Origin of the sequence: Propionivibrio sp., from assembly GCF_029255185.1 — a bacterium.
In the GTDB taxonomy this organism is placed as follows: Bacteria; Pseudomonadota; Gammaproteobacteria; order Burkholderiales; family Rhodocyclaceae; genus Propionivibrio.
The window spans coordinates 15,847-28,192 of record NZ_JAPUVO010000109.1 but is presented as its reverse complement, the minus strand read 5'-3'; the positions used below and the strand labels follow the sequence as shown (position 1 = coordinate 28,192).

9 protein-coding genes and 1 pseudogene are annotated in these 12,346 nt (G+C 58.9%); 6 read left to right on the top strand and 4 right to left on the bottom strand.

The window, feature by feature from the left end; genetic code table 11:
* The 4 genes and pseudogenes from Q1J43_RS09855 to selD form a co-directional block, all read left to right on the top strand.
* Nucleotides 1–127, top strand: a pseudogene (locus Q1J43_RS09855) (ISAs1 family transposase); the annotation flags it as partial.
* Nucleotides 128–212: 85 nt separating this feature from the next.
* Complete coding sequence (locus tag Q1J43_RS09850) at nt 213–884, top strand: sulfite exporter TauE/SafE family protein (RefSeq protein ID WP_301102321.1); 672 nt, start codon at nt 213–215, stop codon at nt 882–884.
* Nucleotides 885–900: 16 nt separating this feature from the next.
* Nucleotides 901–3,306 (top strand): heavy metal translocating P-type ATPase, encoded by a 2,406-nt coding sequence (locus tag Q1J43_RS09845; protein ID WP_301102319.1) that lies wholly within the window; start codon nt 901–903, stop codon nt 3,304–3,306.
* Between the two features lie 86 nt (nt 3,307–3,392).
* The gene (gene selD, locus Q1J43_RS09840) at nt 3,393–4,484 is read left to right on the top strand and encodes a selenide, water dikinase SelD (RefSeq protein WP_301102317.1); all 1,092 of its coding nucleotides are present in this window, start codon (nt 3,393–3,395) and stop codon (nt 4,482–4,484) included.
* Nucleotides 4,485–4,531: 47 nt separating this feature from the next.
* Here the strand turns inward: selD and Q1J43_RS09835 are convergent, their stop codons facing one another.
* The gene (locus Q1J43_RS09835; RefSeq protein ID WP_301102316.1) at nt 4,532–5,650 is read right to left on the bottom strand and encodes a Fic family protein; all 1,119 of its coding nucleotides are present in this window, start codon (nt 5,648–5,650) and stop codon (nt 4,532–4,534) included.
* A gap of 214 nt (nt 5,651–5,864) precedes the next feature.
* Between Q1J43_RS09835 and Q1J43_RS09830 the strand changes: the two genes are divergently transcribed.
* Complete coding sequence (locus Q1J43_RS09830; protein WP_301102314.1) at nt 5,865–8,156, top strand: NADP-dependent malic enzyme; 2,292 nt, start codon at nt 5,865–5,867, stop codon at nt 8,154–8,156.
* Nucleotides 8,153–8,521, top strand: a complete 369-nt coding sequence (locus Q1J43_RS09825; RefSeq protein WP_301102313.1) for an HTH domain-containing protein — start codon at nt 8,153–8,155, stop codon at nt 8,519–8,521. Before Q1J43_RS09830 ends, Q1J43_RS09825 begins: the two co-directional genes overlap by 4 nt.
* A 12-nt stretch (nt 8,522–8,533) precedes the next feature.
* Here Q1J43_RS09825 and dnaJ read toward each other — a convergent pair whose 3' ends face one another.
* The 3 genes from dnaJ to grpE form a co-directional block, all read right to left on the bottom strand.
* Nucleotides 8,534–9,667 (bottom strand): molecular chaperone DnaJ, encoded by a 1,134-nt coding sequence (gene dnaJ / locus Q1J43_RS09820; RefSeq protein ID WP_301102312.1) that lies wholly within the window; start codon nt 9,665–9,667, stop codon nt 8,534–8,536.
* A gap of 69 nt (nt 9,668–9,736) precedes the next feature.
* The gene (dnaK, locus tag Q1J43_RS09815; protein WP_301102311.1) at nt 9,737–11,677 is read right to left on the bottom strand and encodes a molecular chaperone DnaK; all 1,941 of its coding nucleotides are present in this window, start codon (nt 11,675–11,677) and stop codon (nt 9,737–9,739) included.
* A gap of 87 nt (nt 11,678–11,764) precedes the next feature.
* Nucleotides 11,765–12,307, bottom strand: coding sequence for a nucleotide exchange factor GrpE (gene grpE, locus Q1J43_RS09810; RefSeq protein ID WP_301102310.1), 543 nt, complete (start codon nt 12,305–12,307; stop codon nt 11,765–11,767).
* Nucleotides 12,308–12,346 lie beyond the last annotated feature (39 nt).

The following is a 12,346-nucleotide window of genomic DNA, read 5'->3' as shown; positions in this document are numbered from 1 at the left end:
TCGCCTCGTCCTCAATCTTTTCCGCCTCGACACCTCCAAGAAAAAAGGGGGTATCTATACTCGTCGCATTCTCGCCGCTTCTTCCGATGCTTATCGCGCCAGTCTCCTCGGGTTAAAGGGAATTTGATGCAATTGCCCTGGCGATGGTGGTATCGACCGTACGTACGGACACACTCTGTATTAGACTCTTTCCTTTATCTGCCTACCAGCAAATGCCCCAATCTGGTTATCTTGCGCTGTTCTTGATCGGCTTCCTTGGTGGGACGCACTGCATCGGGATGTGCGGCGGTATCGTCAGTGCGCTTTCACTGGGCGCCGGCTCGCCTTCCTCACTACATCTAGCCTATAACGCTGGGCGCATTGCCAGCTACAGCGCAGCGGGGGCCATTGCTGGCGCCCTGGGTGGCGCGAGCCTGGCACTTTCCGACCAGTTGCCGGTGCGCATCATCCTGTTCATTTTGGCAAACCTGATGCTCCTTGCCCTTGGTCTTTATCTGATGGGCCTGACGCGGGTGCTGGCCTTCAGTGAACGTTTCGGGCAGAAACTGTGGCGACATCTGCAACCACTGACTCGGCGTTATCTGCCGGCGCGTACGGTCGCGCAGGCCTTCCCGCTCGGACTGCTGTGGGGCTGGCTACCCTGTGGGCTGGTTTACAGCGCCCTGGTGACGGCCTTGGCCAGCGGTTCGGCGCTACGCGGAGCCGGGATGATGCTGGCATTCGGTCTGGGTACGCTGCCCAATCTCCTGCTCGCCGGTCTGCTTGCCGTTCGCCTCAAGGTCTATGCGGCAATACCCGCCGTCCGTTTCTCGGCGGGGCTACTGATTCTAACCTTCGGCCTGTGGGGCCTGTTTGCCGCGCTACGGCTGATCGTACAGGTATAGGGGATAATTGGCGGCCATGTCCGAACCCTCTGAACCTATCCGTCACCTTGATCTTCCGTTGGGTGGTATGACCTGCGCAGCCTGCGCGGCGCGTATCGAAAAAGTCCTGAATCGATTGCCCGGCGTCCAGGCCAGCGTCAATCTGGCCACTGAACACGCGCGTATCGATCTGGCTTCAAGCGAAACCTCGCCGCAGCAGATTGTTGCCAGCATTGAGAAAGCCGGCTTCAACGTTCCGCAACAACTTGTCGAACTGAGCATCGAAGGCATGAGCTGCGCCGCCTGCTCGGTGCGCATCGAAAAGGTGCTCAACCGGTTGCCGGGCGTCGAGGCGGCAGTAAATCTGGCGACCGAGCGGGCGCATATCCGTTACTTGCCCGGGCTCGCCAATCCGGTGTTGCTGATCGCCGCTGTCGAGAAAGCCGGCTTCAAGGCCCGGCTGGCTGACGACAAATCACGCTCAGAGGAGAGCGCACGAAAACACGCGGCTTATCAGGCTGAACTGCGGCGTTTCTGGATTTCTGCCGCGCTGACCCTGCCACTACTGGTGCAGATGCTGACCATGTTTACGGGCGATCTGCATCATCACCAAGATGTGCTACCGCGCTGGCTGCAACTCGCCCTGGCTACGCCGGTCCAATTCTGGATCGGTTGGCGCTTTTACGATGGGGGCTGGAAAGCCTTGCGCGGCGGTGGTGCCAATATGGACGTACTGGTCGCGCTGGGAACCAGCGCCGCTTATTTCTTCAGCCTGGTCGTCACGCTTAGCGCAATTGAGGCTCTGCCCGTGTATTTCGAGGCTTCGGCGGCGGTCATTACCCTCGTTCTGCTCGGCAAACTGCTCGAAGCGCGGGCCAAGGCCAAAACGACCGCAGCCATCGAAGCGCTGGTTCGCCTGCAACCGAAAATGGCTCGTGTCGAACGCGACGGGCAACTGGTCGAACTTAATGCTGCTTTGCTGATTCCTGGCGACATCTTCATCGTGCGACCAGGCGAGAGCCTGCCGGTTGATGGCGAAGTGATCGAAGGCGCATCGAGCGTCAATGAAGCGATGCTCACTGGCGAAAGCATGCCGGTCACCAAACGTGCTGGCGACCGAGTGTTCGCTGCCACCGCCAACAGCGATGGCATGCTGCGCTGCCGTGCCACTGGCGTCGGCGAACATACCCTGCTCGCTGGCATCATTCGCATGGTCGCGCAAGCTCAGGGTTCCAAGGCGCCCGTGCAGCGACTGGCGGATCGCATTTCGTCGATTTTTGTTCCGGTCGTCTGCGTCATTTCCCTGCTCACTTTTGCCGGCTGGTGGATTTTTGGCGGCGTGTTCAGCGAGGCGCTGGTCAACGCTGTCGCCGTGCTGGTTATCGCCTGTCCCTGCGCGCTTGGGCTGGCGACGCCGACAGCGATCATGGTCGGGACCGGGCAGGGCGCCAGCGCCGGGATACTGGTCAGGAACGCGCAAGCTCTTGAGCATGCCGAAAAAATCGGCGTGCTGGCGGTGGACAAGACCGGCACATTGACGCGCGGCGAACCGGTGCTGACCGATTTGTTGCCGCTGGCGCTTGCTGCTGAACCATCATTGCAACTGGCGGCAGCGCTGGAGCAGGGCTCCGAGCACCCGCTGGCACGCGCCATTTTGCAGCGCGCGCAGACCATGGCGACGACCTTGTTCAAGCTGACCGATTTCCGGGCGATTCCAGGCCACGGGGTTGAAGGTACAGTCGATGGACGGAGCCTGCGCCTCGGCGCTCCCGACTGGTTCGCCGACCTCGCGCTGCCGACTGGTCAAATCGCCGCACTGCAAGGATTGGGCAAGACCGTGGTAGTACTCGTTGAAACCTTACAGGGGCACGACGTGGCGCTGGCCCTGCTGGCCATTGCCGACCCGCTGCGCGATACGTCGCGTGCTGCTATTTTTCGACTGAAAGTCATGGGCATCCATGTCGTCATGCTGACCGGCGACAATGCAGCAACGGCGTCGGCAATTGCCGACGAGGCCGGAATCGACGATTTTCGCGCTGGTATACTGCCCGGCGATAAGGCCGCTGCGGTCAATGCACTCAAGGCCGATGGACTGTTGGTGGCGATGGTCGGTGATGGCATCAACGACGCACCCGCCCTGGCTGCTGCGGATATCAGCTTTGCCATCGGCGCCGGTTCCGATGCTGCCATCGAAGTGGCCGACATAACCCTGGTGCGTAGCAATCTGCATGGCGTCGCCGATGCCATCCTCCTGTCACGCGCGACGCTGCGCAAGATCCGACAGAACCTTTTCTTTGCTTTTTTATATAACGTTCTGGGTATTCCGCTGGCGGCGGCAGGAGTGCTCAATCCGGTATTTGCTGGCGCGGCCATGGCCATGAGCTCGGTGTCCGTCGTTTGTAATTCGCTACTCTTGCGGCGCTGGCGCGCGGGCCAGCAGTAGCCAAGCAGGATGAGCGGCAGTGCGACACACTTCGAGGGTATCATTTCAGGCTTGGCTGCCTGCCGACAATTTTTCAGAAGAAAATAATGCTCAAGAAAAAAGCAGACCCTGTACCGGCGTCATTGACTCATCCTGCGGCACCGATCCGCCTGACCCAGTTGTCCCATGGTGGCGGGTGCGGCTGCAAAATTGCCCCAGGGGTACTTGAACAAATCCTCGCCAAGACCTCACCCGCGCTGATACCACCACAATTGCTGGTGGGCATTGAAACGAGTGATGACGCTGCGGTGTATCAGATCAATGCCGAACAGGCGATTGTCGCCACGACCGATTTTTTCATGCCGATTGTTGATGATCCTTTCGATTTTGGCCGCATCGCCGCAACCAACGCCATATCGGATATTTACGCCATGGGCGGGACGCCACTGTTTGCCTTGGCGATTGTCGGCATGCCGGTGAACACCTTGCCGTTGGCCATGATCAGGCGCATCCTTGAAGGTGGGGAGTCGATCTGCGCCAAGGCCAATATACCGATCGCCGGTGGTCACACCATCGATTCGATTGAGCCGATTTACGGGTTGGTCGCCATCGGTCTGGTGCACCCCAAAAACGTCAGGCGTAATAACGGTGCACGCCCCGGAGACAAGCTGATTCTTGGCAAGGGCCTTGGCGTTGGTCTGTATAGTGCAGCCTTCAAGAAAGGCACGCTGGCAACGAAGGACTACGCGGCAATGATTGCATCAACGACGCAACTCAATACCCCGGGTTCGGCCTTTGGCGCTCTTTCCGGTGTGCACGCCATGACCGACGTGACCGGCTTTGGCCTGCTTGGTCATCTGCTTGAGATCTGTAAAGGCTCCGGAGTGACTGCCGTGCTTGATTACGCTGCTCTTCCAATTCTGCCAAATGCCCTGGATTACGCCGCCAGTGGTTGCGTGACCGGTGCTTCCGCTCGCAACTGGGCCGGCTACGGCAACAGCGTAGTGCTCGACGCCAAGCGTTTCGGAGCTACCGAGCTCGCCTTGCTCACTGATCCGCAGACCAGCGGGGGCTTGCTGCTTGCCTGCGCGCCCGAGCTTGCCACCGAGGTGCTCTCGGTCTTCCAACAGCAGGGGTTTGATCATGCCGCAGTGATTGGCGAAATCGTCGAAGGCAAGGCTCAGGTCAAATTTGGCTAAGCGGCAGGTTTCAGTGCAGGTCTGCGTGCCGGGCAGCTTTTTTCTGATTACAAATCATTCAGTTCGTAGCTGGTACTGCGACCACCCGCCGCAGACTTACGCAGCACACCACGGGCTAGCAGATCATTGATGTCACGTAATGCGGTGTCAGGAGAGCACTTGGCAATGGCCGCCCATTTACTGCTGTTGAGCTTGCTCTCAAACCCATCCAGCAATCGATTGAGAAACTTCACCTGGCGCTCGTTCAAAGGCGTAGTGGCCCAGCGTTGCCAAAAGCGTGTCTTGACCAGAACTGCATCCAGTGTGTGTTGCGCGGCGCTAACCGCCTTCGCCAGGTTGTCCAGAAACCACGTGAGCCACGGCGTCACATCCAGCGACCCCTTTTGCGTGCGCTCCAGGATGTTGTAGTAATCACGGCGCTCGCGCTGGATCTGTGCTGACAGACTGTAGAAACGTTGCGGACTGCCATCGGCACGCGCCAGCAACAGGTCACCGATTGCTCGGGCGATACGACCATTGCCATCATCGAACGGGTGCAGCGTGACAAACCACAGGTGGCCAAGACCGGCTTTCAGGATGGGGTGATCCGGCGTGCGGGTGTTGGCCCACTTGATAAAGCGCGCCATTCCCACAGCCAATTGATTCGCCGGTGGCGCCTCGAAATGAACCCGCTGTCGGCCAATCGGGCCGGACACGACTTGCATGGGACCACTGGCGTCGTTTCGAAATGCGCCGACGTGGATTTGAAATAGCCCGCTGTAACCGGTGGGGAACAAGGCGGCATGCCAGCCGAACAGTCTGTTCTTTGTCAACGCGGCGTTAGAACGTGCTGTCGCGTCCAGCACCATTTCGACCACACCTTCAACATGGCGATCCAATGGCGCAAGTGCACCAATGTCGATACCCAGGCGACGGGCAATGGAAGAACGAACGGACTCGGCATCGAGTCGTTCGCCTTCAATTGCGCTGGTTTTGATGACGTCTTCCGTCAACGCGGCCAGACTTGCTTGATTGCGCAATGCCATGCCGACGTCGGCCAAACGGCCAAGCAATAGACCTTGAGCATGACTGACGTTAGCCAGTGGTCCGGCCAGGAAGGCCAGGTCGTAGTGCCAATCTGGCCAATCACTGGCTTGCCAGATGTAGTGGTAATCACCGCTATTCATGCGGAGATTGTGGGCCGCATTCTCCGCAAAGACAACTAATTTAAACGCGCCTGATGGCAACACAGCGTTGTTGGTGTTTTGAAACTGATAGATCGTGTTGTATTGTCCAGTGTTCGGCGCTTGTTTTTGAAAAATGTAAAGCGGTTATTAATGCCCATTCCCAATTCCCACCTTTGAACCTTGAGCATCGGCAAGAACTGTAACTGGAGAAATAATGAAAAAGGATCTGCGCGAAGCCGCGCTTGAATATCATCTACTCCCGACGCCGGGCAAGATTTCGGTCCAGCCGACCAAGGCGCTGACCAACCAGCACGATCTGGCGCTGGCCTATTCACCCGGCGTGGCGTATGCCTGCGAGGCGATTGTCGCTGACCCGGGCAATGCCGATCTCTATACCTCACGCGCCAACCTGGTGGGTGTAGTTACCAATGGCACGGCAGTTCTGGGCCTGGGCAATATCGGCCCTCTCGCCGGCAAACCGGTGATGGAGGGTAAGGGTTGCCTGTTCAAGAAATTTGCTGGCATCGACGTTTTCGATATCGAGTTGGCCGAGAACGATCCCGACAAGCTGATCGACATGATTGCTGCGCTCGAGCCGACCCTGGGCGGCGTCAATCTGGAGGATATCAAGGCGCCGGAGTGTTTCTACATCGAGAGCAAGCTCAAGGAGCGTATGTCGATTCCGGTCTTCCACGATGATCAGCACGGTACGGCGATCATTTCGGCAGCGGCCATGCTCAACGCGCTGAAGGTCGTCGGAAAAGATATCGCCGAAGTCAAGGTGGTCTGCTCGGGTGCCGGTGCTGCGGCGATTTCCTGCCTCAACCTGTGGTGTGATCTTGGTATCCACCGCGAAAATGTCACGGTTTGCGATTCGAAAGGCGTGATTTACGTGGGCCGTGAAGCCCACATGGAACCCACCAAGGCTCAGTACGCCCGTAAGACCGATGCGCGAACCTTGTCCGACGCCATTGACGGCGCCGACATTTTCCTCGGCCTTTCCGCCGCGGGAGTGCTCAAGGCCGAGATGGTCGCCAGGATGGCCAGGCAGCCGATCGTTTTCGCGCTGTCCAACCCGACGCCGGAAATCATGCCCGAACTGGCTCGTGAAGTGCGCCCCGATGTGATCATGGCCACTGGACGTTCGGATTACGCCAATCAGGTTAACAACGTCCTGTGCTTTCCCTTCATCTTCCGTGGCGCCCTCGATGTGGGCGCTACCCGCATCACCGAGGAGATGAAATTGGCCTGCGTACGCGCCATCGCCGCCATGGCGCAAGAGGCCGTAAGCAGCGAAGTCGCCACGGCCTACCCTGGCCAGGAACTCGCCTTCGGCACGGAGTACCTTATTCCAAAGCCGTTTGACCCGCGCCTGATCTTGGTGATCGCTCCCGCCGTGGCGCAGGCGGCGATGGATTCCGGCGTGGCCAAGCGACCGATTGCCGACATGGCTGCCTACAAGGAAAAACTCAAGGGCTTCATCTACCGCACCGGCGTTGGCATGCGCTCGGTGTTCTACGCGGCCAGAAAGGGCAAGCCGACCCGTATCGTCTATCCTGACGGTGAGGACGAGCGCGTCCTGCGCGCGGCACAGATCATTGTTGAGGAGCAACTGACTCTCCCGATTCTGATCGGCCGTCCCGACGTGATCGCGGCAAGGCTCGAAAAAATCGGTTCGCCGCTGAAAATCGGCAAGGATTTCGAGGTCGTCGATCCCAACGACGACATCCGCTACAACGAATGCTGGAACGCTTACTATCAGATCATGAAACGCCGCGGCGTCACCACCGAAATCGCCAGGACACGTTTGCGCAAGCACAACACCATCATCGGCGCCATGATGATTCGCATGAGATATGCCGACGGCATGATCTGCGGCATCACCGGGCGCTTCGCACATCATCTGCAGCAGGTCGAGGAGATCATCGGCAAGGCGCCGGGATGCACGACGCTAGCAGCGATGAATCACCTCATCCTGCCAGGCCGCGCTCTGTTCATTTGCGATACGCACGTTAACGAGAACCCGGACGCTGAGCAATTGGCCGAGATCGCACTGATGGCCGTCGACGCGGTTCGTCGTTTCGGCATCGAGCCCAAGGTGGCGATGCTCTCGCATTCCAACTTCGGCGCGTCGCCATCCGCCTCGGCACGAAAAATGGCGGAAGCGACCGCGATTTTCCATGCCCGGGCGCCCGATATCGAGGCCGACGGAGAAATGCACGGCGATGGCGCGCTTTCCGAAGACATCCGAAGAAAGTTCGTTCCAGATTCGCCCTTGACCGGCGAAGCCAACATTCTGGTCATGCCGAATCTGGACGCTGCCAACATTTCCTACAGCCTGCTCAAGATGACCGGCGGCGACGGCATCACCATTGGACCGATCCTGCTAGGCGTCGCACGCCCCGTGCATATCCTGACGACGACGGCAACGGTTCGGCGAATCGTCAACATGACAGCGCTGGTGGTCGTTGAGGCGGCCAATAATCTGAAGGAGTTGACGCCATGAACATTCTGGCAGTGAAAGTCGGCGAACCCGCCATCAAGAGCCTGGCCGATTTCGGTGAGGCGCTGGCGGGCGCTCAGGCCGGCCGTGACGTCGCGCCGTATTTCGGTATTGGCTTCGCGACTATGGCCCAGTTTGGCACGGTCTTTACGCCCAAGCGCTGGGAACTGGTCGAGGCACTGAAGGCGGCCGGGCCGCTCTCGATCTATGCGTTGGCCAAGCGCCTGAACCGCCACTACCGCAATGTGCACAAGGACGTGGTGGCGCTACTCGAGTGGATGGTGATCGAGAAGGACGAGGCCGGGAAGGTCTTGGTCCCGTGGGACGAGATCGATGTGAAGTGGCCGTTGCTGCGCCGGGCGGCGTAAGTGGTATCAAATTCAGCTTGCGGCGAAGAACTCGCGAACGCGATCCATCCACGATTTTGCGCGCGGGTTGTGGTGGCCGGCGTTCTCGCGGCTGGATTCCTCAAGTTCGCGCAGCAGTTCCTTCTGGCGTTCAGTAAGGTGCACGGGGGTTTCAACCACGACATGGCATAGCAGGTCGCCATGGCTATGGCTGCGCACGCCCTTGATGCCTTTGCCGCGAAGCCGGAAGGTCTTGCCCGATTGCGTTTCGGCCGGAATTTTGATCTTGGCCACGGCATCGAGCGTCGGTATTTCAATGTCGCCGCCGAGCGCCGCCGTAGTGAAGCTGATCGGCATTTCGCAATGCAGATCATTTTGTTCACGCTGGAAAACGGAATGCGGCTTGAGGTGAATCTGCACGTACAAGTCGCCTGACGGGCCACCGTTGATGCCGTGCTCGCCTTCGCCGGAGAGGCGGATGCGATCTCCCTCATCAACACCGGAGGGAATCTTTACGGCCAGTGTCTTGTGCTGCTTGTTACGGCCGACACCATGGCAGGAGCCACAGGGGTCGGCGATGAAGCGGCCGGTGCCGTGGCACTTGGGGCAGGCCTGCTGGATCGAGAAGAAGCCCTGTTGCAGGCGGACCTGACCGCTGCCCTGGCAGGTCGGGCAGGTCTTGGGTTGCGTGCCAGCCTTGGCGCCAGTGCCGTGGCAGGGTTCGCAGACTTCCATGGTCGGAATGCGAATCTTGGTCTCGGTACCGAAGGCGGCCTGTTCAAGCGTGACTTCAATGTTGTAGCGCAGGTCAGCACCGCGATAGACGTTGGAACGACCGCCACGTCCGCCACCGCCGAAAATCTCGTCGAAAATTCCGCCAAAAGCGTCAGAAAAGCCGCCCGCCCCGGCACCACCAAAGCCGCCGCCCATGCCCGCCTGCGGGTCGACGCCGGCGTGACCGTACTGGTCATAGGCCGCGCGTTTTTGCCCGTCGGAAAGAATTTCGTAGGCTTCCTTGGCTTCCTTGAAGTGGCCTTCGGACTTGGGATTGTCAGGATTCCGATCAGGATGATGCTTCATGGCCAGCTTGCGGTAGGCCTTCTTGATGTCGTCCTCGGAGGCGTCGCGGTTGACGCCGAGAATGTCGTAAAAGTCTCGTTTAGCCATGGGTTCTTGAAGGATATGAGAAATGGGGCGAGGCGCGATTATACGCTCCCCGCCCGTTACGGCCGATGCTTACTTCTTGTCCTTGACTTCGCTGTATTCAGCGTCGACGACGTCGCTATCATCCTTTTTGGCTGCGCCGGCAGCGCCCGCATCCGCACTGGCGGAACCTCCAGCCGCAGCGGCTTCGGCCTGCTGTTTGGCGTACACCTTTTCACCCAGCTTTTGCGCGGCGGTGCCCAGGGCCTCGCTCTTCGCCTTGATGATTTCCAGGTCGTTACCGCGAATGGCTTCTTCGGCGTCCTTCATCGACGCTTCGATGGCGGTTTTTTCCTCGTCCGAGAGTTCCTTGCCATACTCGGCCATTGACTTTTTGACCATGTGGATCATGCCGTCACACTGATTGCGGGCTTCGGCCAGTTCGTGCGCCTTCTTGTCCTCTTCGGCGTGCAATTCGGCGTCTTGCACCATGCGTTGGACTTCTTCCTCGGTGAGGCCGGAGGAGGCCTGGATCTTGATCTTGTTTTCCTTGCCGGTGGCCTTGTCCTTGGCCGAAACGTGCAGGATGCCGTTGGCATCGATGTCAAAGGTGACCTCAATCTGTGGCATGCCGCGTGGCGCCGGCGGGATGTCAGACAGGTTGAACTGGCCGAGGCTCTTGTTGCCCGAGGCAATTTCGCGCTCACCCTGCAGGACGTGGATAGTTACCGCGTTCTGGTTATCGTCGGCGGTCGAGAAGACTTGACCCGCCTTGGTCGGGATCGTCGTGTTCTTCTTGATCAGCTTGGTCATGACGCCGCCCAGCGTTTCAATGCCGAGCGACAGTGGGGTCACGTCGAGCAGCAGCACGTCCTTGACTTCGCCCTGCAGCACGCCGCCTTGAATGGCAGCGCCAACGGCGACCGCTTCATCCGGGTTGACGTCCCGGCGCGGTTCCTGGCCGAAGAACTCCTTGACCTTGTCCTGAACCTTGGGCATGCGGGACTGACCGCCGACCAGAATCACGTCGTTGATGTCGGTGATCTTGCAGCCGGCGTCTTTCAGTGCGATACGGCAGGGCTCGATGGTGCGTTCGATCAATTCGTCGACCAGCGACTCGAATTTGGAGCGTGTGATCTTCACCGCGAGGTGCTTTGGTCCAGAGGCGTCGGCGGTGATGTAGGGCAGATTGACTTCGGTCTGCTGACCAGAGGACAACTCGACCTTGGCTTTTTCGGCGGCATCCTTGAGGCGCTGCAACGCCAGAACGTCGGCCTTGAGATTGACACCGGTTTCCTTTTTGAACTCATCGATGATGTAGTCGATCAGGCGCTGGTCGAAGTCTTCGCCGCCGAGGAAGGTGTCGCCGTTGGTGGCCAGTACTTCAAACTGGTGCTCGCCGTCGATTTCGGCGATTTCGATGATCGAGATGTCGAAGGTGCCGCCACCGAGGTCGTAAACGGCGATTTTTTTGTCGCCTTGCTTCTTGTCCATACCGAAAGCAAGCGCGGCAGCCGTTGGTTCGTTGATGATGCGCTTGACTTCAAGACCGGCAATGCGGCCGGCATCCTTGGTTGCTTGGCGCTGACTGTCGTTGAAATAGGCTGGAACGGTGATCACCGCCTCGGTCACTTCCTCGCCGAGATAGTCCTCGGCGGTTCGCTTCATCTTGCGTAGTACTTCAGCCGAAATCTGCTGCGGCGCGATCTTGTTGCCACGCACTTCGACCCAGGCGTCACCATTGTCCGCCTTGAGAATTTTGAAGGGCATCAGCGAGATGTCCTTTTGTACTTCCTTCTCGTCAAAACGGCGACCGATCAGGCGCTTGACGGCGTACAGGGTGTTCTTGGCGTTGGTCACGGCCTGGCGCTTGGCCGGCGCGCCACACAGGATCTCGCCATCGTCGGTGTAGGCGACGATCGATGGCGTGGTACGTGCGCCCTCGGAATTTTCGATGACCTTTGGCTTGCCGTTTTCCATGACGGAAACGCAGGAGTTGGTGGTGCCCAGGTCGATGCCAATGATTTTGCCCATGTCAGAGTCCTTTTCTGTGTTCTAAGGTGATTGGTGAATGCCGGAATGTCCCGAGACAAGCCCCAGATGGGGTTAGTCGCGTTCTTTTCAAGCTTTTGCTTTGGAAACGATGACCAGTGCCGGGCGCAAGACGCGGTCGGCAATCAAATAACCTTTTTGCAGGACGGTGACGACGGTGCCCGGCTCTTGCTCAGTCTCAACCATGCTGATCGCTTGATGAAAATGAGGATCGAACTTCTCGCCAAGCGGGTTAAGCTCGCTAAGGTTTGATTTCTCAAAGGCGGCGACCAGTTGCCTGAGCGTCAATTCGGTGCCAGCCTTCATGCTGTCGACGCTGGGCGCTTCGGTGGCAAGCGCCGCTTCCAGGCTGTCCTTGACTGCCAGCAACTCGCCGGCAAAACGTTCAACGGCAAATTTGGCCGCCTTGGCGATATCTTCCTGAGCGCGACGGCGAACGTTGTCGGTTTCAGCCTTGGCGCGCAACCAGGCGTCGTGGTGTTCTTCCGCCTTCAGTTCGGCCAGACGGATAGTCTCCTGGAGGCTTGGCTCGGTATCTACGTGGGGGCTTGTGCCTTCGTCCGTATTGTCGGTGCTGGTTTCGCTTATTGTTTCTTTGTCTTGCGTTTGCATGCTGTTGGTCTCCGGAAAAACTCTCGGCTAGCTTGGGGC